This window comes from Stenotrophomonas sp. YJH_SMC_81, assembly GCF_059370875.1.
In genome coordinates, this window is sequence record NZ_JCAFUB010000003.1 from 477,462 (window position 1) to 498,051 (window position 20,590).

A 20,590-nucleotide genomic window follows, 5' to 3' on the forward strand; every position below is an offset into this window, starting at 1 on the left:
ACTTGGCACAGTGACCTCCTGGCGTTCGGGGAAACCCCGTGGCTGGATGGACGCGCTCACACTACCGAAGGGCCACTATGCCCATCTGCGGGGTACAGATCTGTGAAGTCGGCGAAATGTACGAACCTGCCAAGGCAGTCAGCCTGAGTGCCCAGAAGAACATGTTGTAGCAAGTCCGAAGAAATCGACTGCATCCAGCCCTTTCATGGACACCCGGACTCATTCCCAGCCTGCAGGCCAACTACGGCGGGCTTGACTGAGTTGCCACGCTCGCTTCTCTCGTAGGTAGATGGCTTCTCTCTTCCTCTCGCTTGCTGGCACATCGCAGAGACGCCATGCGTGCCGCCTGCTCAAGTTCGGAATGCGCGGCCTTCACTCCCTTCAGCGCGGCACTCTTGAGCCATGCGTATGCCTCACTGGATGACTCACAGTCCTGTTTGTCCCTCAATATGAAGAACACGTTGTACTGTGCGATCGGGTGTCCCAGCGCTGCGGCATAGGCAAGCCACATATGGGAGTTGCCGGCCACGCCTTTGCCCTCAAAGTGGCGCGAAAGTCGAAACGCCGCCTCGGCGTCGCCTGCATCTGCGCGCCCGACCAGCGTGCGTAGCTGCTTGTCATCAAGCTCCGCGCCATCATCCGTTGCGATCGACCCGTCAAGCTCAACTTTCGGCCTGTCCGGTTGAGGCGGCACCTGCGCATTAACCGACCCTGCGCCCGCCAGGCACAAGAGAAGACCGGCTCTCTTAAATAGGATCATCAATCCCAGTTCCTGAGAATCGGTCTTCGCTGGCGGTTCGAATCCGCCCCCGGCCTGCATGTCCATTGCGCCCCCTGCCCCGCCGGCGCGGATGCCGGCCGCCCCATCGTACCTGAGCGTGCTTCGGATGGCGCCTCAGCGGGAATCACATACCCAGCTCCGACAACCCCGGGTGATCATCCGGGCGACGCCCCAGCGGCCAATGGAACTTGCGGTCGCTCTCCTTGATCGGCATGTCGTTGATACAGGAGAAGCGGCGCTGCATCAGGCCATCCTCTCCGAATTCCCAGTTTTCGTTGCCATAGGAACGGAACCAGTTGCCGGAGTCGTCGTGCCATTCGTACGCGTAGCGGACCGCAATGCGGTTTTCGGTAAAGGCCCAGAGCTCCTTGATCAGGCGGTACTCGAGCTCCTTGTTCCATTTGCGTGCCAGGAACTGCCGGGCTTCCTCCCGACCGTTGGTGAATTCGGCACGGTTACGCCACTGGGTGTCGAGCGAATAGGCAAGCGAGACCTTGTCGGCATCGCGGGAGTTCCAGCCATCCTCGGCAAGACGCACTTTCTGCGTGGCCGATTCAAGGGTGAACGGAGGAAGCGGCGGACGGGGTTGTTCAGCGGACACGGGGAAACCTCCAATCGAAATGGATATACGGGTTGCTTCAAGGGATCTGGGGTACCCAGGCGCTAACGCTTGGCCTGTTCCAATAACAGCTTCGCGACATCCTTCGCGGTGTCTGCGGCGTCGAAATCACCCATCACGCGCGACAGGGTGATGGCGCCTTCCATCAGGATCAGCAGCTGACGGGCCAGATCCGCCGGCTGCTCCACATCCAGTTGTTCGGTAAGTTCCAGCGTGTAATCGAGCAGCTTCTGCTTGTGATTCCGCGCGATTTCCCGGATCGGATCGGCCGGGTCGCCGACCTCCCCGGCGGTATTGATGAACGCACACCCGCGATAGCCCTCGGACTGGAACCAGTTCTTGAGCACGGTGAACAAGCCGAGGATGCGTGCTTCCGGGGTGTCCGCTTTATCGCACTCCTGCCGGAACCAGGCCAGCCATCGCACATCGCGCGCCTTCAATGCGGCGGCGGCCACGTCGTCCTTGTTCTCGAAGTGGCGGTAGATGCTCTTTCGCGCCACGCCCGAGGTCTTCACCAGCAGGTCCATGCCGGTGGCGTGGATCCCGTTCTGGTAGATCAGCGCCTCGGCCGTGGCCAGGATCTTCTGTTGGGTGTCGGTGCTGCCCTTGCTCATGGCTGCAAGATAGAATGAGCGTTCTCCCTTGTCAACAGGCGATCGCGAGCGATTCGCGTGCGCACATCCGTGCAAGACGATCTATCAAGAAATCAGGACAGTTCATCACCCGGACGCCTGGTTGCAGGCGCAAAGTACGTCTCACCACCCACCCATGAGAGTTCCCGCATGAACACCTTCGCCCGTACCCTGGCCGTTGCCGCCCTCGCCCTCTCGGTCCAGGCCAGCCTGTCCGCGCAGGCCGCCGAACCGGCCACGCCGGCGGCAGTCACCAGCATCGCGCGCACCGCCACCTACATCACCACCGCCGATGGCGTGCAGCTGTACTACAAGGACTGGGGCCCGAAGAACGGCCCGGTCGTGACCTTCAGCCACGGCTGGCCGTTGAACTCGGACAGCTGGGAGTCGCAGATGATCTTCCTGGCCAACCACGGCTATCGCGTCATTGCCCATGACCGTCGCGGCCACGGCCGCTCCAGCCAGCCGTGGGACGGCAACGATATGGATCATTACGCCGATGACCTGGCCACGGTGATCAATACGCTGGACCTGCACGATGTGACCCTGGTGGGCTTCTCCACCGGTGGCGGCGAAGTGGCGCGCTACGTCGGCCGGCATGGCACCGGGCGGGTGAAGAAGGCCGTGCTGATCAGCTCGGTGCCGCCGTTCATGCTGAAGACCGCCGACAACCCAAACGGCCTGCCGATCGAAGTGTTCGATGGCATCCGCAAGGCACAGATGGATAACCGCGCGCAGCTGTACCGGGACATTCCGTCGGGCCCGTTCTACGGCTTCAACCGCCCGGGCGCGAAGGTGTCGCAGGGGTTGATCGATGCGTGGTGGGCACAGGGCATGCAGGGCGGCCACAAGAATACTTACGACTCGATCGCTGCGTTCTCGGCCACCGATTTCCGCGCCGACCTGAAGAAGTTCGATGTTCCTACCCTGGTCATCCACGGTGACGACGACCAGATCGTGCCGATCGATATCTCGGGCCGCCAGTCGGCAAAGCTGATCAAGGGCGCAAAGCTGATTGTCTACCCGGGTGCGCCGCACGGCCTGACCGACACCCACAAGGACAAGGTCAACCAGGATCTGCTGGCGTTCCTGCAGGAAAAGTGAGTGTACGGGGCTCCGTCGTGATGGCGGAGCCCTTCCTGCCCAGAGGCAGGGCCGGCACCGGACGAGCGCCGGCTGCCACGTCAGTGCACGATTGCGGCCGTGGGATTTCAAGCCAGTCATGGCGCGCGGGGTGCACCTTGATGAAGGGTTAACCTCCAACAAAGCATACTGGGCTCTCACGGCTCTTCTCCGGCGCAGAATCCTTTGCTCCCGTGTCCAGCCCCAGACGACACGGCCATGCATCCTCCCAATGCCTTCCGGATCCACGCGATCCAGCCCCTTCTTGCGCGCAATGGGGCCATCGTTCGCCTCGATCAATTGCGATCCACCTGCAAGAGCTGCGGCTTGCGCTCATCAATGACTCAGGACGAGGGCATCAAGACGAGTCCATTGGGCACGACGCTCACGTGCCCCGCGTGCGGTGCCACGGGGCTGATGGACGAGGTGGAGATATGGCACCACTGGCTCGAACAGTGCCGGCGGGAGCGGATGCTGGCGCTCTTCGATCCCGCACCTGACGAACCTCTGGAGCCTGATGGCCCCGAATGAGAGCGACGCATGGACTGTCCGGCCGGCGCCTCAGCGCCGCGCCTCAACCGTCGCCGGGGTGACGCCCTGCCAGGCTACCCATCGTGAAGGCGTAGCCCGCCTCCTCCAGCAGCGCTCTCATGCGCAGCTCCACACGCCGGGGAGAAAGCAGGCTGTTGGGCGCGTACAGGGCATAGACGTAGCCTGCGCCGTCGATGATCTCGCGGCGCACGGCGCACTCATTGGATTCGGCAGCCTCGGACCAGACGGACATCAACCTGGCGGGACTGATGGATTGGCCGTTGCGAAGACGGAAGAACAGCCAGCGCACTCCCAGGGAACGCACCGGATTCAAGCTAGCCACTGCGAACCCCCGATGCGCCGGAAAAGGTCCCTCAGGACCTCTGGATCCAAGCGTGGATGCTCGTCTTTCGAAGAGCGCGGAAGGTCGATACGTGCGGCGCCGTTCAGCAGCGCGGGCAGATCGGACTGAAGGTCGATCCACCACCCCGTGGGCAGCCGGAGCCCCGTGCCCGTTCTATCGTAGATGCAGATCGGAAAAGTCATTGCGTTGCTCCTGGATGACCCGAGCATACGCCTGCGCGATGTCAGGTCTGGATGCGACGCCTAGGAAGATGCCGCATCGGCGCGCTTTGCGCATTCGAATACGTGTGCTTCGTCCTGCTGGACCCTGCGGAACGACTCCAGCCAGCCGAACGCTGCGCCACGACTGTGAATCGTTTCGCCAAGCCTTCCGGTCAGGCACCGTGCGCACTCCATCCCGCCAGGACTGGGCGCATCGCAGCAACGGCATTGCGCCATCGTCGTCGTTCTCTCCGGGCGGCACTGGTACATGATCTTGGTCATCAGGCTGATCGCCTGGCTTTGCGAGGACATGCGCGCTCCCTGTCTGCTGCGCGGAAGCAGCCGCGCGGCGCGCGGCTCCTCCTGTTCTTCAGCGACGCGTATCACCGCCGGGACCGCCTTTCTTTTGGTCCGTTGGATTCGAGTCGCTACGATCCTTCTTGTCCTGCTGCTGTTGTTCGCCTTGCCGGCCAGGCTCCTCCGCGCTGGGCTCGCCCCCCTCGACCTGCCCCTGCTGCACGGGCTGTTCTGCTTCAGCGGAAGCGTTGGAGCGGTCATTCCTGTTCTGTTCGGGGACGCTGTTCATTTCGATTCTCCGTCGCAGCAAGTGTGCTGCCGATTGACTGTGGGCCTGTTGCCGTTACGGGAACGTGCCGGCAAGCGCGTTGTATGAACGGTTGTGATGAACAGGCTCCCGGCAGCAAGCGTGTACAGTGAGGTTTCGAACAGGGGTAGGCGCCGTGAGCCGCGGAAGAAGCAAGCACGTTGTCGATGTGGAGCGCGAGCTGGCCCACTGGGAAACCGCGTTCAACCTGGGCGCGTTGCCCGCGGTGAGTTTCCGGCACGAAGTGGCGCCGGTCATCCGGCTTGCCTGCGACATCTATGTGAGAGATCCGCACGGTACCCGGTCAGCCTGGATGGACGATCTGCAGTGCCGCCTTGCGAAACGATCAAGCCTGCGCGGCCACCCTGGCGCGGCGGAGATTGCCGATCGTTGCTGGACGCTGCTGTCCTGCGGCTAGGCGCCTCCTGCCGGATGATTCCGCTCGCGCACACCCTGCCCCAGCTCGGATGCCAGGAACGGTGCCGTCCTGCTGCCCTTGGCGTGGGCCACCTGATGCGGCGTCCCAGCCGCCACGATGGTGCCGCCCGCGCCGCCAGCGCCCGGGCCGACGTCGATCACCCAGTCGGCCTGCGCGACAGAACGCATGTCGTGCTCGATCATCACTACCGTGTTGCCTGCGTCCACCAGCCGCTGAAGCTGCATCAGCAGCCTGTCCGCGTCTGCTGCATGCAGGCCGGTGGTGGGTTCGTCCAGCACGTACAGCGTGCGCCCGCGCTGGCTGCGCTGCAACTCTGTGGCCAGCTTGATGCGTTGCGCCTCGCCACCTGAAAGTTCGGTGGCTGGCTGGCCCAGCCGCAGGTAGCCCAGGCCGATCTCCTGCAGCAGCTGCAGCGGGCGGGCGATGGCCTCTTCTTCGGCGAAGAACGCATGGGCCTGGTCCACCGTCATCTGCAGGACCTCGGCAATGTTGCGGCCGTTCCACTGCACCTTCAGCGTGGCCTCGTTGTAGCGGGCGCCGTGACAGGTGGGGCACGGCGCATAGACGCTGGGCATGAACAGCAGTTCGACGCTGACGAAACCCTCGCCTTCGCAGGTCTCGCATCGCCCCTTGGCTACGTTGAACGAAAAGCGGCCCGCATCGAATCGGCGACGGCGCGCGTCGGGTGTCGCGGCGAACAGCTTGCGCACGTGGTCGAACAGGCCCGTGTAGGTAGCCAGGTTGGAGCGTGGCGTGCGGCCGATGGGCTTCTGGTCCACCTGCACCACGCGCTGGATGGCGTCCACGTCGCCGGCCAGCTGGCCCCGCGTTGCTTCGATTACGGTGGGTCCTTCGGCAGGTGCGCTGTCGGCGCCGTCGTCTGCCGTCTCATGCCCGAGGTGCAGCAGCATCAGCTCGGGCAGCGCCTGCGCCATCAGGCTGGATTTGCCCGATCCGGAAATGCCGGTCACTGCAGTCAGCAGCCCCAGCGGCACCTGCGCATCCACACCGTGCAGGTTGTGGCGGTGGATGCCTTTCAGCGCCAGCCAGCTGTTGACGCTGCGCTGCCGGCTGGCCGGTGCGGGCACCCGGTCGAACAGGTACTGCGCCGTGCGCGAATCCTCAACGTTGCGCAGACCGTCGGGCTCGCCACTGTAGAGAACGCGTCCGCCATGTTCCCCTGCCTGTGGGCCCACATCCACCAGCCACTGCGCGCGGCGCATCAGCTCCAGATCATGTTCAACAACGAACACCGAATTGCCGCCGTTGCGCAGCCGTTCCAGCGCGTCGTACAGCGCCTGGCTGTCGGCCGGATGCAGGCCGGCCGAGGGTTCGTCGAGCACGTACAGCACGCCGAACAGCAGCGAGCTGAGCTGCGTGGCCAGGCGCAGGCGCTGCAGTTCGCCGGCCGACAGCGTGGGGGTGGCGCGATCCAGCGAGAGATAGCCCAGGCCGAGCTCGCGCAGTTGCCGTACCCGTGCCATGACCCCGCCCGCCAGCCGCTGTGCAGCCAGGCGCTTTTCCTCTGACAGGGCCGAGGTCAGTCGCACGTCGGGGGCGCCCTCGTGGGTCGCGCGGCCACTTGCTGCCCGCTTGGCGCGATCGCGGGGCGTTGTTGCACGCCTGCTGGTACGCGCGCCGTGGCTGTGTGCACTGAAGTCGCCCTGCGCGATGGGCTCGAGCAAGGCCGCCAGCTGGTCCAGCGGCAGCCGCATGAACTCGCCGATGTCCACGCCGGCGAAGGTGACCGACAGTGCTTCCGGCTTCAGGCGCTTTCCGTGGCAGGCGGGGCACAGCCGGCCCTCCATGTAGCGGGAAACACGCTTGCGCATCAGCGCGCTCTGGGTGTTGGCAAAGGTGTGCAGCACGTAGCGGCGTGCGCCGGTGTACGTGCCCATGTAGCTGGGCTCGAGCTTGCGCTTGAGCGCGGCGCGGGTCTCGGCGGGCGTGAACCCGGCATAGACCGGCACGGTCGGGGTTTCCTCGGTGAACAGGATCCAGTCCCGGTCCTTCTTCGGCAGCTTCTTCCACGGCACATCGATGTCGTAGCCCAGCGTGACCAGGATGTCGCGCAGGTTCTGGCCATGCCAGGCCGGTGGCCAGGAGGCGATGGCGCGCTCGCGGATGCTCAGCGATGGGTCCGGCACCATCAGCGCTTCGGTCACCTCATAGACGTGCCCCAGGCCGTGGCAGGTGCTGCAGGCACCCTGTGGGGTGTTGGGCGAGAAGTCTTCGGCGTACAGCATGGGCTGGTGGGCCGGGTAGGCCCCCGCTCGCGAGTACATCATGCGCACCAGGCTGGACAGCGTGGTCACGCTGCCCACCGACGAGCGCGCATTGCTCGCGCCGCGCTGCTGCTGCAAGGCCACCGCCGGCGGCAGGCCGTCGATGGCATCCACGTCGGGCACGCCGGCCTGGTCGATCAGGCGACGCGCGTACGGGGCTACGGATTCGAAGTAGCGCCGCTGCGCCTCGGCGAAGACCGTGCCGAAGGCCAACGAGGACTTGCCGGACCCCGACACGCCGGAGAACACCACCAGTGCATTGCGTGGAATGGAGACATCGACATTCTTCAGGTTGTGCTCGCGCGCACCGCGGACCTCGATGCAGCCGCTGGCTGCCGCAGCACATGACGATTCGCCGAAGGCGGTGTTGGACATCTCAGCATTCCTGCATTCGGTGGGCGGATCGCGCATGGTGCGCCCGAGGGGCCATTGTCGCCGCTGCGGAGTGAATGGCGTGAGGGCGCCGGAAGCGGGATGTTGTCTTCACCTCCCGTTCGTACGGCCTTGCCCAGCCAAGGGCTAGCGTTGGGTGCCCACACACCGGAGGCCGTCATGCACCCCGACGTACTTGGCTGGGCCGCCACGGCGGTACTGATGGCAACCTTGATCCGGCAGATGGTGAAGCAGTGGCAGTCGCCCAACCCGGAAGCCGTGTCCAGGTGGCTGTTCGCAGGCCAGATGACCGCGTCTGCGCTGTTCACGGTGTACAGCGCGATGCTGGGCAGCGTGGTCTTCGTGGTGACCAATGCGATGCTGCTGTTGACGGCGGTGGTGGGCCAGGTGATGGCCTGGCGCCGCCGTGGCCGACGCCGGGCTCCCCCGCCCTGCTGATTGTTAATGCGCGTTGCCTGAAGGTTTGACATCACGTTGCCCCGCCCTTGATGGGGGCGCCCACAACGCATTCCTATGCTGGGCCCGCCACCTGCGAGGTGGTGATCAACCTGGAGATGCACCATGCAACGCGACCAGAAAGACCTTCCCCATCCGGACACGGAGGCGCAGCGCCCCGATCCTGTCAGTCCGCTGCAGGCTAAGCTGCACAACCACCGCAATCATGACGAAGCGCTGCAGGAAACCTTCCCCGCCAGCGACCCGATCTCTCCCTTCGTCGCTGCACCCACGCCGGACGAGCAGGCCAAGCGCCTTGGGGAGCGGGTCAGGCTGCCAGACCATCGCACGGATGAGGAGGCCGCGGGAGGTGACGAGTGATCCGGCGCGGCTTCGCCCGTGTCGCGGCCGCGACGGCGCGATTGTCCGGCAGCCTGGGGGCATTCGTCGCAGCGCTGGGGGTGATCATCACCTGGGCTGCCAGCGGGCCGGCCTTCCACTTCAATGACACGTGGCAGCTGGTGGTGAATACGGGAACGACCATCGTGACCTTCCTGATGGTGTTCCTGATCCAGCATACGCAGAACGCCGACACCGCAGCGCTGCACATCAAACTGGATGAACTGATCCGTGTCAGCAAGGACGCCAACCAGGAGCTGTTGAACCTGGAGTCGATGGAGCCGGCCCACCTTGAAGAGATACGCCAGCGCTACGAGGCACTGGCGAAGACCGCTGCAGACATCAAGTCCAAGAAGGAGCGCTGCATGCCCTGCGATGCGGACGCGGCCGCCGAAGCCTGAGGTCGCTGCTCCGGCGGCTACCTGCACCTATCGCTGCTCTGGTGTGAGGCCCTGCCTGGCAGGGCCTTCCAGCAGCGTTCCGGTGGCGGAAAAGCGGCTGCCGTGGCAAGGGCAATCCCATGTGCGCTCATGACCATTCCATTGAACAACGCACTTCAGGTGCGGGCAGAGCGCCGACATCGTGTGCAGGCGCCCGCCCTCGTCGCGGTAGACCGCAGTGCGCTTTCCATCCACGTCCAGCAGTGCGCCGCAACCACGGGCCAGCTCAGTGGGCGAGTGCGACGGCACAGCAGCAAGGCGATCTCCCACCATGTGCCGCGCAACGGTGCCATTGGTACGGGCCCAGCTGGCCGCCGAGCGCACCGGTGTGAAGCGCATGGGGCTGAGCAGCTGCTCGATCTCGCTGGTCGTACCGAGGATTCCCTCGGTGATCGCACGCGCGGCCACGCCCGCCCAGGTCAAGCCGTCCGGCCCATAGCCGGTAGCCAGCCACACATTGTCGTGCGCGCTGCTGCCGATGTAGGGCAGCTGGTCGGCTGCGCGGAACTGCTGCGCGGACCAGCACAGCGGCTCTCCCTGCACGGTGAAATTGCGATGCGCGTCGGCGACCAGATGCTGGGCTGGATCCATCGGCGGCGTTTCGCCGGTGCGGTGGGTCTCGCCGACCAGCACCAACCAGTCACGGCCATCAGTACCGCGCACCCCGCGCAGCGATCGGTGCCGATCGGCAATCCAATGAATGCCTGCCGCGGGCGGCGTGGCAACCGGTACCGCCACGCCGTATTCGCGGTAGACCTCCATCTCGGCCTGCACCAGGTTGAAACCTGCTGGCGAATGGGTGGCCAGCACGAAGTGCCTGGCGTGGATGCGGGCGCCGTCGGCCGTCGCAACGCCGGCGGATGCCTCGATGCTGTTGATCCGGGTCCAGTCGTGGATGCGCACCCGGCCCGCCAGATGTCGCGCCAGCTCAATGCAGAACGCCGCCGGATCCAATTGCGCCTGATCTGCAACGCGGAAGGCGTGGCCCAAGGTGAACGGCAGCCCGGACTGGTGGTGTTCGCATTGCAGGCCGACGCGCTGATAGGCCTGCACCTCACGCTCGAATCGCGCAGTGACCTCGCGGGTGCGCTCCTGCATGCCGTACTGCATGGCCACGCGTTCGAAGCCACAGCGCAGATCGTAGCGGTGAACCAGTGTTTCGATGGACCGCAGCGCCTGCTGCCGCCACTGCACGATACGACTGGCCGTGTCACCGCCCCAACGCGCGATCAGGTCTGCCAGCCGGGAAACGGGCGCGTAAAGATTGCCCGTGGACATCACCGTATTGCGCCCGCCGATGGGCCCCGCATCGACCACCAGCACATCCAGGCCGCTATCGGCCAGGCGGGCCGCTGTCAGCAGGCCAGTCATGCCAGCACCAACCACCAGCACGTCCGCCTGCGTGGTTCCGGCAAGTGGGCAGAAGCTGTTCGATTCGGCATCACGGGACCAGAGGCTGGCGCGCGGTAACGGGTCGGCCATGAATACACCCTTGCAGAGTCAGCTGGAAGCCTTCCCTGATACGCCGCTGCGGGTGAAACAGCAGTGGTGCGGCCGTGCAGGAAATGCTCACACGCGTGGCAGCAGCGATGCCGATCAAGGACGGGTGAACATCGCGTGGGCGACACGCCTGCGCCCGCTGTGCGGGCGACGACGCCCCCCTTGCAGTGCGGTCGCTAGCTTGCCTGGAAGGAGGAACCCGCTGTGAGCACGCACCTGGAGATCGACCTGATGATCGCGCAGTTGGAGGAAATGCTGCCGGAATGGGCGGCGTTCTACCCCGAGCCACAGTTCATCCGAATGCTCGCCGAGGCGCTGGACTTCATTGCCGCCAGTGCCGACTCCGATGCCCGGATGTATTGCGTGATGCGCACCGGGCACCTCAACGTGTGCAGCGGAGAGATCCCGTGGGCGGCGCGCTATGGAGATGGTTGAGCCAGTACGTCAGGCCGCGATGGCATAGGGTTCGACCAGCCTGGCCAGGACGTCCATCGCCGTCTCAGCCTCGGCCTGGCCGTCGCTGTGCTGCACAAACCCAAGCCAGTCTGCGCAGGCCAGGCGTCTCAACGCCGCCGGCTGCGTAGGGAGCCAGCGCATCGGCCAGAACGGGAGACGCCGGTTGCCTACCCTGCCGCGCTGCAATTCAATCAGTCCCGTGTGGCTGGTAGCACCGAGCACCCGTGAGTACGCCACGCTCAAGCCGTCCTCGGGCCCCTCCATGTACTGCAGGAATCGGGCTCCATCGAACAGCAGCACCCCGGTGACGCCGGCATTTCGGTTGAAGCGGGCGGCGTCGTCCACCAGTTCGTCCAGCTTCCCACTGCCCAGACCCAGCGGGTCACCCGCAACGGCTGGGGCCGCTTCACTCACGTATGCGACTGCCCTGATCGGCATTGGCTGCTCCTGTAGCGAATCCCCCCAGATTCCGTGTCGAAAGCATAGGCCAACCGCCCCGCCGGTATGTTCCGACGCTGTGTATTTTGTGGATCAGTTGGGTTCAGACAGACAGACGGTACGCAGAGTGCGCCTGGGCTACCCGTCTGCCTGCGCCCATCGCGCAAGATTCTGTTTCACTTTGTCGATGCCGGCCCACGGGTCCCTGCGGCGCCGTTTGAGCTTTGCTGGCACGTCCCTGATCGTGAACGCGTCGGCGCGCTTGAGTTTGGACAGATCCCCCCATGCAATCGGCAGCGCCACCGGTGCCCCCGGCCTGGCCCGCAACGAGTACGACGCGACCGCCGTTGCTCCGCGCCCGTTTCGCAGATAGTCAACGAAGATCCGCTTGTTGCGCAGGCTTCTGGTGGCTGTTGCCAGGAACCGCTGCGGCTCGGACTGCGCCAGTGCTTCGGCGAAACCCTTCGCAAAGCGCTTGGTCAGGTCCCAATCGCATCCCGGGTTGAGCGGCACGACCACGTGCAGGCCCTTGCCGCCGGATACACGCAGGAACGACTCCAGCTCCAGCTGCGCCAGCAGTTTGCGGATGTCGGTGGCCGCTTTCTTGACCTCGGCAAAGGGCACGTCCGGTCCTGGATCCAGATCGAACACCACCCGGTCGGCCTGCTCGGGCGCTTCGGCGTGGCTGCCCCACGGATGGAATTCCAATGCGTTGAACTGCACCAGTTCGAGCAGGCTGGCCGGGTCGCGCACGACCAGGTAATGGGCATTGATGCCGCTTTCTTCCTTCAGCCTTGCCGCGTCGACCAATTCCAGTCCGGCCGTATGGTGTTTCTGGAAGAAGCAGGGTTTTGCGGTGCCACCGGGGCATCGGATGATCGACAACGGGCGATCAATCACCTCGGGCAGGAGATGATCCATCACTGCCGTGTAGTAATCCCACACGTCCTGCTTGGTGTAACCGTCGCCGGGAAACAGGATCTTGCCCGGAGACGACAGCGACGGCGGCACGCGATCCGCCACCGGTGCCTTCCTGGTCTTGCGCGCAGGTCGCGAGGCTGCCGGTGTGCGCGCCGCCGCCGGGGACGTTCCAGCGCGATCGGAATCGGCAAGGTCGGCGGTATCCTTGTCGGCCCGCACCGCCTTCAGCGACGCCTGGCGCAACAGCTTCTGCCCGCCGATCCCGCGGTAGAAGACCTCGACCACGAAACGTGGCTCGAACCAGGTCGCAGCGCGCAGGTCGGTGTCCTGCGTGGGCACGTAGGCGGTCGGCTTGCGGCCGCCACCGCCCTTGATGCGCTTGCTGATGTCACCGATCAGTTCGTCCGAGAACCCGGACCCGACGCGGCCGGCGTAGAGCCAGCCATGCTTCGCATCCGGCCGGGCCAGCAGCAGTGAGCCGAAGCCGGTGCGGCTGCCTTTGGGCGCGGTATATCCGACCACCGCGAATTCGTCGCTGGCCAGTTGCTTGGTCTTGCGCCAATCCTCGCTGCGGCCGCTGTGGTAGCTGCGGTCGGCGCGCTTGGAGATGATGCCTTCGAAATGCTGCTCGCCGGCCACGCGATAGGCTTCATCGCCATCACCTTGCACATGCGAACTGAACGCCAACGGGCGGCCCTGTCCTTCCAGCACGGACTGCAACAAGGCCTTGCGCTCCAGCAAGGGCGCATCAGCGACATCCACACCATCGAGGTGCAGCAGATCGAACAGTGCATACGTCAGCACGCCTTGGCGCTCGCCGGAGAGCGTGGCCTGCAGCAGGTTGAAGTCCTCCTTGGTGCCAGCGCCGGCGATCAGCTCGCCGTCCAGTGCGGCTGAAGTGAGGCCCAGCGCCGCCACAGCGTCACGTATCTCGGGGATCTTGCCGGTCCACTCCAGTGCATTCCGGGACCAAAGCTGCACATTGCCCTCGGCGACCGTGGCAAGGATGCGGTACCCGTCCCATTTGATCTCATGGACCCACTGCCCGCCCTGGGGCGGCGCGTCTCCCAGCTTGGCCAACTGTGGTTCGAATGGACCGGACGGCGCTGCGGCCTTTCTTGCCCTGCTGAGCGCCAGGGCCTTCTTCGCCCAGTTCTTTGGCCGGGTGCGCCTGGCGGGTACTGTGGCGAGCCTTTTCTTTGCAGCCTTGCCGGCACCCGACCGCTTCAGATCCTCTGCAGGGGGTTGAGCGACATCGGCCAGCAGATCGTCCGCCTCGATATCGCCGGCAAATTCGTCGTCGTCCTTGAACAGCAGCCACTGCGGCTGGCGCGCCGGCTTCCCGGAGCGGACCAGATGCCATCCGCCCTTCAGTTTGGCACCGAACAGCTCGAAGCGCAGATGACCCTTGGCAAGCTGGGCTTCCGGGTCGCCCTGCGTGGCCCATACACCGTGGTCGAACTGGGCGACATGGCCACCGCCGTACTGGCCCTTGGGGATCTCGCCTTCGAAGCTCGCGTAGTCGACAGGATGATCCTCCACCTCCACCGCCATGCGCTTGACCTTCGGGTCGTAACTGGGTCCTTTGGGCACGGCCCAGCTCTTCAGCGCGTCGCCGACCTGCAGGCGGAAGTCGTAGTGCCTGCGGCTGGCATGGTGCAACTGCACCACGAAGATGGCGCGTTGGCCTTTCGGTAGCGCCTTGCCCGGCTCGGGCTCCTGGGTCTGGTCAAAACGACGCTTGCGGCGGTACTCGACCAGGGACATGGGCAACTCCGCGCTATTTTCCCAGATGCTTGCGGACCGCAACGGCGGTGGGGCCGACCGCAGCGACAGCGGCACGAAGTTCTGCGGCGGACACACCCAGCGTCGCGGTCCAGTATTGCAGCTCGTAATCTTCGTTGACGTTGATACGATCCCGGTCCGGGCTGCCGGTGTTCTTCTTGTCATCGCTCATGGGGGGTCTCCACGCGTGATCGGGCGTGAAGTGACCGTACCGGCCGGTGCATGGGCACGAAGCGATGCCATTGTGAAGCCATGGCGAAGGCTGGATGCATCGGCGGCAACAGACGCCGACAGATCCTGCATCGTGAAGACAGCGCGCAGAGTTCGCGTGGACGTTCCCATGCCGCCTTCACTTGGCCCCTGCTCGATCGCAACCGGTCAGAACCTACGCTGGGCACTCCACTCACTGCGGAGCCCAGTATGGCTATCAAGACGGCGGAAGACCTGTTCATCCACGAACTCTCGGATATCTACAGTGCCGAGAAGCAGCTGACCAAGGCCCTCCCGCGCCTGGCCCGTGCGGCCGAGAACCCGGACCTGGCGGCAGCGTTCGAAACGCACCTGGAAGAAACGCAGGGCCAGATCGAACGCATCGATCAGGTGGTGGAGGTGCTTGGCATTCGCCTGAAGCGCATCAAATGTGCGGCGATGGAGGGCCTGGTGGAAGAAGGCAAGGAAGTGATCGACAGCATCGACAAGGGGCCGGTGCGGGATGCGGCCCTGATCGGCGGCGCGCAGAAGGTCGAGCACTACGAGATTGCGTCCTACGGCACCATCGCCGCGCTGGCCAAGCAGCTGGGCTACAAGGATGCCCTGCCGCTGCTGCTGGAGACGCTGGAGGAAGAGAAGGCCACCGACGAAAAGCTGACCCTGCTGGCCAAGGGCGGCGGCAACGCCAAGGCCGCGCAGGCCGCCTGACCGGCGCACCGCGGAGCCAGGCGGCCACGGATGGTCGCCTCAGGACCCGTACAGCACCTGATCATTCGGGCAGAAGAACGTGCGTCGCAGCGTGGTCCCCATGTAGAGCTTGCTGATCGGGCCACCGCACAGAGGGCAGACTTTTTTCGTGTGCACCTGCCAATGCTTCTTCAGCTCGAAACGGCGCTTCCACTCCAGGAAATCAAAGCTGTAGGCGCGGGCCTGCTCGATCATGGCGGTAAGCCTGCGTGGCGGCAGGTCGCCCAGCCGGGTGGCCGGATGCACGCCTATCCGGAACAGCACCTCGTTCTTGATGATGTTGCCCACGCCGGCGAAGACGGTCTGGTCCAGAAGCGCATCACAGACCATGACATCCGGCATGGCCTTCAACTTGCGCCGGGCCAGCTTTGGATCCCAGGCCTCGTTCATCACGTCCGCGCGCCAATCGTAGACATCGTCCAACGGCTCCTCGATCAGCCGCACGGAGCACGCATAGAAGTTCAGCTCGCCATTGTCGAACCTCAGGGATACACGCGGCGGGGTTGGCTTCCGTTCGTCGATGCGCCAGCTGCCGAACATCATCAGGTGGATGCGCAGCGTGTGGCGGCTGAACTCCAGCAGGAAGTGCTTGCCCCAACTGCGGACCGCCTTGACCCGGCGGCCCTGCAGCGGTGACAGGTCGATGCGGCTGTTACCGGACACGGTGCGGACCACGTGCCCCTTGAAATGGCTCGCCGCTTCCCGCAACAGCACGATGGAAGGACCTTCAGGCATGGGCGTTCTCCTGCAGCAGCGCCTGCAGGCCCAGGGCGTTGCGGGTGGCGTGGCCGAGTGCGGTATTGTCCAGTACGCACCAGGCGGGTCGTTGCCCATCGGCTTCGCGCTGCAGCCGTTGCGCCAGCTTCGCCAGGGTCTGCTCGCTGTACGCACTGCGATAGATCTGCGGTTGGCCGTGCCAGCGCCAGTAGCTCCACGTGCGGTCACCGCCGGGGATCGCTGCCGCCGGCACACGTGCCGGATCCGCGGCGACCCGTGCAACGCCATGCGCGCTCAACAGCGCATCGACCTCCGGCGTGAACCAACTCGGGTGGCGCGGCTCGCACGCCAGGTCGGCTTGCGTGCGTGCGCGCAGGCCCCGCAGGAAGGTTTCGGTCGTGATCGTGTCGTACACCAGGCTGGGCGGCAACTGCAGCAGCAACGGACCGAGCTTTCCGCCCAGCGCCAGCACGCCTTCAAGGAACTGTTCGAGCGGTTGCATTGCATCGCGCAGCCGACGCTCATGGCTGATCTCGCGCGGGAGCTTCACCGCGAACCGAAAGCCCTCCGGAACGCTCGCGGCCCATCGCGCGTAAGTCCTGGGCTGGTGCGGTCGATAGAAGGACGAGTTGATCTCCACCATCGACAGGCGTGTGGCATAGCGCTGCAGCAGGCTGTCGCCCGCGCCGAACGCTTCCTGATCCGCCCGCGGCAGCGACCATCCCGCACAACCGACGCGTGGTGGGGCGGGCGCAACCGGGGCGGCTGTGGCCTTCATCGTGCCAGCTGCCCGTCCGGTTCGGTGATGCTGGCCGCAGCTGCCTCCGTGTGCGACTGCGAAACCGACAGCAGTCGATCCAGGGCACTGGTGCCCGACTGCAGCGCCGACGCGCTGCGCACGAAGCCGGTCCAGTCGGAGATGGCGATCTTTCCCAGCGCCAGCTCGTCCACCCGCACGCTGCGCATCCGCCAGTGCGGAAACTGTCGACGCCCCACCCTGCCCCGGTTCAGTTCGACGATCCCACTGTGGCTGCTGGCGGCCAAAACACGCGTGTAAGCGGCCTTGATTCCTGCCTCCGGGCCTTCCAGGTACTGCAGGAAGCGCGAGCCATCGAACAGCAGTGTGCCGGTCACATCGACGGATTCGTTGAACTGCACCGCCTCCGCCACAAGCTGCTGCAGCCGTTGTTCCGTCAGGTTGCGGGAGGCTTCACTTACGTAGGCAATTGCTCGAAAAGGCATGGCACCACCGGTTGTTGCAGACGGCTCTACCTTAGCCACGCGGATCGTACGCGCGGTGAGATCGGTGTGGAGGCTGCGTCGAACTGTCGCGTGGCCCATCCGCATCGCGTTGACGCGCGGTTGGGTTGCGGAAGAAGTGTCTGCCTGTGCGCACACGCGTGCACCATGGTTCGTGGAGGCAGGATGAGGAATCGCGGGCTTCCGGATGACGCCACGTTGGCAGCCATGCCACCGCCATCTAGCGCCGGATCTGGAAGATGGTCGCTGCCGCCAATCGGGCGGCTGAACCCAAGGAGACTTTCCATGGCCAACCAGAACCAGAACCAGAACCAGGGCAACAGCAACCGCGGTTTCGCTTCGATGGACGAGGACAAGCAGCGCGAGATCGCCGCCAAGGGTGGACGTGCCGCGCACGAGTCAGGCAACGCCCATGAATTCAGCTCGGAAGAAGCACGCGAAGCCGGCCGCAAGGGCGGCGAAGCAGTGAGCCAGGACCGCCAGCACATGGCTGACATCGGCCGCGAAGGCGGCCAGAACAGTCGCGGTGGTGGCAACCAGGGCGGCAACCAGGGAGGCGGGCAGCAACAGCAGGAACGTGGCGGCGGCAACAACCGCGGTGGCCAGCAGCGCTGATCGGCATTGAAACCCGATGTACCCCTTCGTGGGCGGACGTGATGTCCGCCCACTTTCGTGCGCCCTCGCGTCACTCACGGGCGTTTCAACTGGGACGCCGCAGGTGGGCGCCCCAGGTTTTTCACGGCTCGCGTGGCGGCAGGTCCAGTGCGCCCGCGCCCGGGCCGGCCCCCAGCTCGGCCCCAGTGGTCGGCCGCGCTTCCGGGTCGGAGAGCGTGCGCAGGGTCATGGCCTGCACCGCGGCCTGTTCGCGTGGATCGAGGTCCACCGTGCCGCTGCCGTCGCCACCGTCCACCGCAGCCTGTGCCCCGCGGTCGCTGACCCGCTCCCAGAGCTCGCCGCTGTTCCAGCTGCCCTGCAGGTCGTCGGCGCCGTCGCCCTGCGACATGTCCATGTACAGATCGGTGAACGCAGGATCCCCCGGCAGCTTGCCCGGTGGGAAGTTGGGCTGGATGCTGTGCAGCGCCTTCTCGAACGACTTCATGTGGGCGATCTCGCGGGTCATCAGGAAGCGCAGCGCATCCTTGATGCCCGGGTCGTCGGTGACGTTGATCAGGCGCTCATACACCAGCTTGGCGCGCGCTTCGGCCGCAATGTTCGAGCGCAGGTCGGCGCTGGGGTCACCAATCGAGTCGATGTAGGCGGCTGTCCACGGCACCCCGCTGGAATTGACCAGCGCCGGGCCGCCGCCGTACAGGATCTGTTCGGTGTGGCTGGTGCTGTTCTGGCCCAGCAGCCGCATGTCCTCGGCCTCGGCAAGCGCTTCGGACTGGATTGCCTTGGGCCCGCGGTTGAGCATGGCGATGATGGTGCCGATGATCTCCAGGTGGCTGATCTCCTCGGTGGCGATGTCCATCAGCAGGTCCTTGCGCCCGGGATCGCATTCGCCAAGTCCCTGGGTGAAGTAGCGCATCGCGGCGGCCAACTCGCCCTGCGGGCCACCGAACTGCTCAAGCATGAGGCTGGCGAGCTGCGGATTGGATTCGCGGACGCGCACGGTATACATCAGTTTCTTGTGATGAAAGAACATGAGGATTTCTCCAGTGGCTGGCGTGGGCTGGCTTTGCGGTCAACGCTTGGCCTGGGCGCCAGGCGTTTCGTCACGGTTGAGGAACGCACCGACCAGGCCGTCCTGGTGGTCCTCCAGCCAGCGCGCCATGGCAACCTCTTCCTGCAGGATCTGGCCACACACCGCCGCGATGTCGGGCGCGCCGGCGCGCTCGGCAGCGATCACCAGCGCCCGGTACGTGGCGATCTCGGTGTTCTCGAAGCCGAACGAAAGGCCCACGCTCTTGACCACCTCGTCTTCCATCAGGGTGTTACCAGCGGCGTGGATGGCGGCGGTCATGCTGGCGAACAATCCCTTTGCGGTGGGCACGCTTCCTCCCAGCGCCTCGATGCACTCCCGCAGGGAAGCGGCCTGCCCCTGTGTCTCCTGGACGTGCTGGCCGATCCGGGCAGCAAGCTGGGGGTAGTTCTCGATCCGCGAAGCCATGGCCTTCATCATGGTCTCCGCTTCCTGTTCCATGGCGTAGGCATCCTGCAGCCATTTCAGCAGGCGTTCGCGTCGGGTGTCGTTGTGGTCTGCCATTTCGATCTCCGGTCTGGGGCGACATGCCTCCGGAGAACATGGTGAAGCGCTGGCGATCACCGCCTTGTCGGGCGGTGTGAACCGCTGGAGGTGGCCGCTGCACGCGGCCCTGATGCGGCGATAACATGCAGGGACTGTGGTTTGGCCCCGCTCCGCGATCAGGGCATCGGGCTGGACAGTGCCGCGCCGCCGGCTCGACCTTGCAGGCTGCCACCCGACGCGCGCGGAGCGTCCGTTGCCACCAGCGCCTGTACCACACGATGTTGCATACGATGAGCGCCGCCCTCCACGCCCACGACATACACGAAGCGCCCATCGAACTTGGCGTGCGCGCCCTCCAGGAGATCGTCGGCCTGCAGCGCCCGCTTGAGCGACTTCATCCACGTGCGTTCAGGCATGCGGTCCAGTTCCACTACGATGGCAGTGCCACCGCAGTCCAGCGGCATGCACTCGACACGCAGCACGCGTGGAGAAGCAGAATCGGTTCCGGATAGCGGCATGAGAGAAGCTCCAATGCGGGGGACGGCGGCAGTATCCATGCCACGTGCCAAGGCGCCGTCAACGAGCTCCATCCGGCCCTGCACGCTGCCTCGACGGTGCTGGAGGCGCGCTTCACGGGCTTCGCGCCGGGCTGACAAGCCGCACGCGCCGTATTGATGCTGCACAGCACAGACTGGCACTCCCGAAGCAATACAGGCTGTACACATGCAATCCGGAATGAGCCAGCGCAGATGCAACCTGCTGCTGGTGGAAGACCAGCTCGACCTGGCAGCACTGATGGAACATGCACTTGAGGACGCAGGCGACCAGGTGACGCACGCCTACAGCGTGTTCGACGCGCTGGGACTGCTGGACACCCAGCGATTCGACGGCGCCGTGCTGGATGTCGAGCTTCGTGACGGCGTGGTGTTTCCAGTCGCTGATCGCCTGGCCGAACTTGGCATCCCCTTTCTGTTCGTCTCTGCGGTCTATGACCAGCTGGTGCCGCAGCGCCACCGCCGCGCCGCCTTCGTGGCCAAGCCGTTCCACGTCGACCAGCTGCAGGAGACTGTGCGGCGCGTGGTGGGCGACGCCTGCGCACCCTCTTCGGCACGCTGACCCCGACT

General features: G+C 65.2%; 27 protein-coding genes. 10 read left to right on the forward strand and 17 right to left on the reverse strand.

Translation table 11 applies throughout. The features are described from left to right. Nucleotides 1-241: 241 nt before the first annotated feature. The 3 genes from AC5P8U_RS08660 to AC5P8U_RS08670 form a co-directional block, all read right to left on the reverse strand. Nucleotides 242-826: an SEL1-like repeat protein gene (locus AC5P8U_RS08660; RefSeq protein WP_095377603.1), complete on the reverse strand. Its 585-nt coding sequence runs from the start codon at nt 824-826 to the stop codon at nt 242-244. A gap of 79 nt (nt 827-905) precedes the next feature. After that, nucleotides 906-1,382: a nuclear transport factor 2 family protein gene (locus tag AC5P8U_RS08665; RefSeq protein ID WP_021202431.1), complete on the reverse strand. Its 477-nt coding sequence runs from the start codon at nt 1,380-1,382 to the stop codon at nt 906-908. 62 nt (nt 1,383-1,444) lie between these two features. Then, nucleotides 1,445-2,014 carry a TetR/AcrR family transcriptional regulator gene (locus AC5P8U_RS08670; protein WP_072167042.1) on the reverse strand — a complete coding sequence of 190 codons (570 nt, stop codon included), beginning with the start codon at nt 2,012-2,014 and terminating at the stop codon, nt 1,445-1,447. 168 nt (nt 2,015-2,182) lie between these two features. Between AC5P8U_RS08670 and AC5P8U_RS08675 the strand changes: the two genes are divergently transcribed. Both AC5P8U_RS08675 and AC5P8U_RS08680 read left to right on the forward strand, forming a co-directional pair. Beyond that, nucleotides 2,183-3,136 carry an alpha/beta fold hydrolase gene (locus tag AC5P8U_RS08675; RefSeq protein WP_353079987.1) on the forward strand — a complete coding sequence of 318 codons (954 nt, stop codon included), beginning with the start codon at nt 2,183-2,185 and terminating at the stop codon, nt 3,134-3,136. Nucleotides 3,137-3,373: 237 nt separating this feature from the next. Then, a complete protein-coding gene (locus AC5P8U_RS08680; protein WP_026346984.1) occupies nt 3,374-3,685 on the forward strand; it encodes a hypothetical protein in 312 nt (103 codons plus the stop codon). 43 nt (nt 3,686-3,728) lie between these two features. On the opposite strand, the gene AC5P8U_RS08685 is transcribed toward AC5P8U_RS08680, so the two are convergent. The 3 genes from AC5P8U_RS08685 to AC5P8U_RS08695 form a co-directional block, all read right to left on the reverse strand. Beyond that, on the reverse strand, nt 3,729-4,028 hold the full coding sequence (locus AC5P8U_RS08685) for a hypothetical protein (RefSeq protein ID WP_353762378.1): 300 nt from the start codon (nt 4,026-4,028) through the stop codon (nt 3,729-3,731). A 263-nt stretch (nt 4,029-4,291) separates the two neighbouring features. Further along, nucleotides 4,292-4,561 carry a hypothetical protein gene (locus AC5P8U_RS08690; RefSeq protein WP_088497450.1) on the reverse strand — a complete coding sequence of 90 codons (270 nt, stop codon included), beginning with the start codon at nt 4,559-4,561 and terminating at the stop codon, nt 4,292-4,294. 58 nt (nt 4,562-4,619) lie between these two features. Beyond that, the gene (locus AC5P8U_RS08695) at nt 4,620-4,835 is read right to left on the reverse strand and encodes a hypothetical protein (protein ID WP_072167045.1); all 216 of its coding nucleotides are present in this window, start codon (nt 4,833-4,835) and stop codon (nt 4,620-4,622) included. A gap of 187 nt (nt 4,836-5,022) precedes the next feature. Here AC5P8U_RS08695 and AC5P8U_RS08700 point away from each other — a divergent pair, with 187 nt between their 5' ends. Further along, nucleotides 5,023-5,271, forward strand: coding sequence for a hypothetical protein (locus tag AC5P8U_RS08700; protein WP_227836711.1), 249 nt, complete (start codon nt 5,023-5,025; stop codon nt 5,269-5,271). Here AC5P8U_RS08700 and AC5P8U_RS08705 read toward each other — a convergent pair. Beyond that, nucleotides 5,268-7,952, reverse strand: coding sequence for an excinuclease ABC subunit UvrA (locus tag AC5P8U_RS08705; RefSeq protein WP_495214085.1), 2,685 nt, complete (start codon nt 7,950-7,952; stop codon nt 5,268-5,270). The genes AC5P8U_RS08700 and AC5P8U_RS08705 overlap by 4 nt on opposite strands. Nucleotides 7,953-8,129: 177 nt before the next feature. Here AC5P8U_RS08705 and AC5P8U_RS08710 point away from each other — a divergent pair, with 177 nt between their 5' ends. The 3 genes from AC5P8U_RS08710 (at nt 8,130) to AC5P8U_RS08720 (ending at nt 9,205) form a co-directional block, all read left to right on the forward strand. After that, nucleotides 8,130-8,408, forward strand: a complete 279-nt coding sequence (locus AC5P8U_RS08710; protein ID WP_111128470.1) for a hypothetical protein — start codon at nt 8,130-8,132, stop codon at nt 8,406-8,408. Nucleotides 8,409-8,531: 123 nt separating this feature from the next. Then, nucleotides 8,532-8,786 carry a hypothetical protein gene (locus AC5P8U_RS08715; protein WP_495214086.1) on the forward strand — a complete coding sequence of 85 codons (255 nt, stop codon included), beginning with the start codon at nt 8,532-8,534 and terminating at the stop codon, nt 8,784-8,786. After that, nucleotides 8,783-9,205 carry a low affinity iron permease family protein gene (locus AC5P8U_RS08720; RefSeq protein WP_019336571.1) on the forward strand — a complete coding sequence of 141 codons (423 nt, stop codon included), beginning with the start codon at nt 8,783-8,785 and terminating at the stop codon, nt 9,203-9,205. Before AC5P8U_RS08715 ends, AC5P8U_RS08720 begins: the two co-directional genes overlap by 4 nt. Before the next feature lie 27 nt (nt 9,206-9,232). On the opposite strand, the gene AC5P8U_RS08725 is transcribed toward AC5P8U_RS08720, so the two are convergent. Then, on the reverse strand, nt 9,233-10,726 hold the full coding sequence (locus tag AC5P8U_RS08725; protein ID WP_495214088.1) for an FAD-dependent oxidoreductase: 1,494 nt from the start codon (nt 10,724-10,726) through the stop codon (nt 9,233-9,235). A gap of 222 nt (nt 10,727-10,948) precedes the next feature. On the opposite strand from AC5P8U_RS08725, the gene AC5P8U_RS08730 reads away from it, so the two are divergent. Next, the gene (locus AC5P8U_RS08730; protein WP_495214089.1) at nt 10,949-11,179 is read left to right on the forward strand and encodes a hypothetical protein; all 231 of its coding nucleotides are present in this window, start codon (nt 10,949-10,951) and stop codon (nt 11,177-11,179) included. Between the two features lie 9 nt (nt 11,180-11,188). Here AC5P8U_RS08730 and AC5P8U_RS08735 read toward each other — a convergent pair whose 3' ends face one another. The 3 genes from AC5P8U_RS08735 to AC5P8U_RS08745 form a co-directional block, all read right to left on the reverse strand. Then, a complete protein-coding gene (locus AC5P8U_RS08735; RefSeq protein WP_088497447.1) occupies nt 11,189-11,638 on the reverse strand; it encodes a BLUF domain-containing protein in 450 nt (149 codons plus the stop codon). A gap of 138 nt (nt 11,639-11,776) precedes the next feature. Then, nucleotides 11,777-14,326 (reverse strand): DNA ligase D, encoded by a 2,550-nt coding sequence (gene ligD, locus AC5P8U_RS08740; RefSeq protein WP_495214090.1) that lies wholly within the window; start codon nt 14,324-14,326, stop codon nt 11,777-11,779. 13 nt (nt 14,327-14,339) lie between these two features. After that, nucleotides 14,340-14,516, reverse strand: coding sequence for a DUF3606 domain-containing protein (locus AC5P8U_RS08745; protein ID WP_065426543.1), 177 nt, complete (start codon nt 14,514-14,516; stop codon nt 14,340-14,342). A gap of 248 nt (nt 14,517-14,764) precedes the next feature. On the opposite strand from AC5P8U_RS08745, the gene AC5P8U_RS08750 reads away from it, so the two are divergent. Continuing rightward, a complete protein-coding gene (locus AC5P8U_RS08750) occupies nt 14,765-15,262 on the forward strand; it encodes a YciE/YciF ferroxidase family protein (RefSeq protein WP_005416567.1) in 498 nt (165 codons plus the stop codon). Nucleotides 15,263-15,301: 39 nt separating this feature from the next. On the opposite strand, the gene AC5P8U_RS08755 is transcribed toward AC5P8U_RS08750, so the two are convergent. From AC5P8U_RS08755 to AC5P8U_RS08765, 3 genes are read right to left on the reverse strand one after another with little or no spacing between them, the layout of a single operon-like run. Beyond that, on the reverse strand, nt 15,302-16,036 hold the full coding sequence (locus AC5P8U_RS08755; protein ID WP_495214124.1) for a DNA-formamidopyrimidine glycosylase family protein: 735 nt from the start codon (nt 16,034-16,036) through the stop codon (nt 15,302-15,304). Then, a complete protein-coding gene (locus tag AC5P8U_RS08760) occupies nt 16,029-16,796 on the reverse strand; it encodes a DUF72 domain-containing protein (protein WP_495214092.1) in 768 nt (255 codons plus the stop codon). Before AC5P8U_RS08760 ends, AC5P8U_RS08755 begins: the two co-directional genes overlap by 8 nt. Further along, entirely contained in the window at nt 16,793-17,260 is a 468-nt protein-coding gene (locus AC5P8U_RS08765) for a BLUF domain-containing protein (protein ID WP_088497443.1), read from the reverse strand. The genes AC5P8U_RS08760 and AC5P8U_RS08765 overlap by 4 nt, the downstream gene beginning before the upstream one ends. A 303-nt stretch (nt 17,261-17,563) precedes the next feature. Between AC5P8U_RS08765 and AC5P8U_RS08770 the strand changes: the two genes are divergently transcribed. Beyond that, a complete protein-coding gene (locus AC5P8U_RS08770; RefSeq protein ID WP_111007728.1) occupies nt 17,564-17,893 on the forward strand; it encodes a KGG domain-containing protein in 330 nt (109 codons plus the stop codon). A 121-nt stretch (nt 17,894-18,014) separates the two neighbouring features. Here the strand turns inward: AC5P8U_RS08770 and AC5P8U_RS08775 are convergent, their stop codons facing one another. From AC5P8U_RS08775 to AC5P8U_RS08785, 3 genes are all read right to left on the reverse strand, one after another. Next, nucleotides 18,015-18,923: a manganese catalase family protein gene (locus AC5P8U_RS08775; RefSeq protein WP_495214094.1), complete on the reverse strand. Its 909-nt coding sequence runs from the start codon at nt 18,921-18,923 to the stop codon at nt 18,015-18,017. 39 nt (nt 18,924-18,962) lie between these two features. Further along, nucleotides 18,963-19,484, reverse strand: a complete 522-nt coding sequence (locus AC5P8U_RS08780; RefSeq protein ID WP_069138513.1) for a ferritin-like domain-containing protein — start codon at nt 19,482-19,484, stop codon at nt 18,963-18,965. Between the two features lie 158 nt (nt 19,485-19,642). After that, nucleotides 19,643-19,882, reverse strand: a complete 240-nt coding sequence (locus AC5P8U_RS08785) for a hypothetical protein (protein ID WP_447896929.1) — start codon at nt 19,880-19,882, stop codon at nt 19,643-19,645. 307 nt (nt 19,883-20,189) lie between these two features. Here AC5P8U_RS08785 and AC5P8U_RS08790 point away from each other — a divergent pair, with 307 nt between their 5' ends. Then, entirely contained in the window at nt 20,190-20,582 is a 393-nt protein-coding gene (locus AC5P8U_RS08790) for a response regulator (RefSeq protein WP_072167057.1), read from the forward strand. Nucleotides 20,583-20,590 lie beyond the last annotated feature (8 nt).

Bases quoted from the DNA above. Each gene is read 5' to 3' on its own strand.
- AC5P8U_RS08660 (WP_095377603.1), bottom strand. From the start codon at position 826: ATGGACATGCAGGCCGGGGGCGGATTCGAACCGCCAGCGAAGACCGAT.
- AC5P8U_RS08670 (WP_072167042.1), bottom strand. From the start codon at position 2,014: ATGAGCAAGGGCAGCACCGACACCCAACAGAAGATCCTGGCCACGGCC.
- AC5P8U_RS08675 (WP_353079987.1), top strand. From the start codon at position 2,183: ATGAACACCTTCGCCCGTACCCTGGCCGTTGCCGCCCTCGCCCTCTCG.
- AC5P8U_RS08680 (WP_026346984.1), top strand. From the start codon at position 3,374: ATGCATCCTCCCAATGCCTTCCGGATCCACGCGATCCAGCCCCTTCTT.
- AC5P8U_RS08690 (WP_088497450.1), bottom strand. From the start codon at position 4,561: ATGTCCTCGCAAAGCCAGGCGATCAGCCTGATGACCAAGATCATGTAC.
- AC5P8U_RS08695 (WP_072167045.1), bottom strand. From the start codon at position 4,835: ATGAACAGCGTCCCCGAACAGAACAGGAATGACCGCTCCAACGCTTCC.
- AC5P8U_RS08705 (WP_495214085.1), bottom strand. From the start codon at position 7,952: ATGTCCAACACCGCCTTCGGCGAATCGTCATGTGCTGCGGCAGCCAGC.
- AC5P8U_RS08710 (WP_111128470.1), top strand. From the start codon at position 8,130: ATGCACCCCGACGTACTTGGCTGGGCCGCCACGGCGGTACTGATGGCA.
- AC5P8U_RS08715 (WP_495214086.1), top strand. From the start codon at position 8,532: ATGCAACGCGACCAGAAAGACCTTCCCCATCCGGACACGGAGGCGCAG.
- AC5P8U_RS08725 (WP_495214088.1), bottom strand. From the start codon at position 10,726: ATGGCCGACCCGTTACCGCGCGCCAGCCTCTGGTCCCGTGATGCCGAA.
- AC5P8U_RS08735 (WP_088497447.1), bottom strand. From the start codon at position 11,638: ATGCCGATCAGGGCAGTCGCATACGTGAGTGAAGCGGCCCCAGCCGTT.
- ligD (WP_495214090.1), bottom strand. From the start codon at position 14,326: ATGTCCCTGGTCGAGTACCGCCGCAAGCGTCGTTTTGACCAGACCCAG.
- AC5P8U_RS08745 (WP_065426543.1), bottom strand. From the start codon at position 14,516: ATGAGCGATGACAAGAAGAACACCGGCAGCCCGGACCGGGATCGTATC.
- AC5P8U_RS08750 (WP_005416567.1), top strand. From the start codon at position 14,765: ATGGCTATCAAGACGGCGGAAGACCTGTTCATCCACGAACTCTCGGAT.
- AC5P8U_RS08755 (WP_495214124.1), bottom strand. From the start codon at position 16,036: ATGCCTGAAGGTCCTTCCATCGTGCTGTTGCGGGAAGCGGCGAGCCAT.
- AC5P8U_RS08760 (WP_495214092.1), bottom strand. From the start codon at position 16,796: ATGAAGGCCACAGCCGCCCCGGTTGCGCCCGCCCCACCACGCGTCGGT.
- AC5P8U_RS08765 (WP_088497443.1), bottom strand. From the start codon at position 17,260: ATGCCTTTTCGAGCAATTGCCTACGTAAGTGAAGCCTCCCGCAACCTG.
- AC5P8U_RS08770 (WP_111007728.1), top strand. From the start codon at position 17,564: ATGGCCAACCAGAACCAGAACCAGAACCAGGGCAACAGCAACCGCGGT.
- AC5P8U_RS08775 (WP_495214094.1), bottom strand. From the start codon at position 18,923: ATGTTCTTTCATCACAAGAAACTGATGTATACCGTGCGCGTCCGCGAA.
- AC5P8U_RS08780 (WP_069138513.1), bottom strand. From the start codon at position 19,484: ATGGCAGACCACAACGACACCCGACGCGAACGCCTGCTGAAATGGCTG.
- AC5P8U_RS08785 (WP_447896929.1), bottom strand. From the start codon at position 19,882: ATGCCTGAACGCACGTGGATGAAGTCGCTCAAGCGGGCGCTGCAGGCC.
- AC5P8U_RS08790 (WP_072167057.1), top strand. From the start codon at position 20,190: ATGCAATCCGGAATGAGCCAGCGCAGATGCAACCTGCTGCTGGTGGAA.